This is a genomic window from Rhizobium sp. 3T7, assembly GCF_020166565.1.
Lineage (GTDB): Bacteria > Pseudomonadota > Alphaproteobacteria > Rhizobiales > Rhizobiaceae > Rhizobium.
In genome coordinates this window covers 1-537 of the sequence record NZ_JAIQXS010000066.1, presented here as the reverse complement: position 1 = coordinate 537, position 537 = coordinate 1, and the positions used below count along the sequence as shown (strand labels likewise).

Annotated in this window: 1 protein-coding gene; it reads left to right on the top strand. The window is 62.0% G+C overall.

The genetic code is table 11. The features are described 5' to 3' along the window. On the top strand, window positions 1-537 hold a 537-nt coding region (locus tag K9B32_RS28865; RefSeq protein WP_224568809.1), incomplete at both ends, for a DUF5801 repeats-in-toxin domain-containing protein.

Below are 537 nucleotides of genomic sequence, written 5' to 3'. Positions count from 1 at the left end.
GGCGCCGAACAGCGACAGCGTGAAGCTGAACTTCGGCTTTACGGCAACGGATTCGGACGGCGACACGGCGTCGAACACCTTCACCGTCAATGTCGTCGACGATCAGCCGGTCATCGGCAAGCCGGAGTCGGAATCCGTCAACGAAGACGACCTGCCGCACGCCAACGACATGGGCTTGCCGGAATCGACGACGCAAACCGGCAACCTGCATGTATTCTGGGGTGCGGACAACAACAACGGCGGCACCGCAGACCGCTCGGTGGCCTTCACGGTTGCCGAAGGCCAGACAGGCCTGACGTCGGACGGCGTTGCGATCTACTACAAGGTGTCGGCCGACGGCACGGTTCTGACGGCGACGAAGGGGGCAAACGGCGCGGAAGTGTTCAAGGTGACACTGTCCGACCTGCACAGCGGCTCTTACACCTTCGAACTCAAGGGCAATATCGACCACGCTCCGTCAGGCCTTAATGACGGCAGCAGGACGCTGGACTTCGGCTTCAGGGCGACCGACAGCGACGGTGACTCGGCCAATTCCAA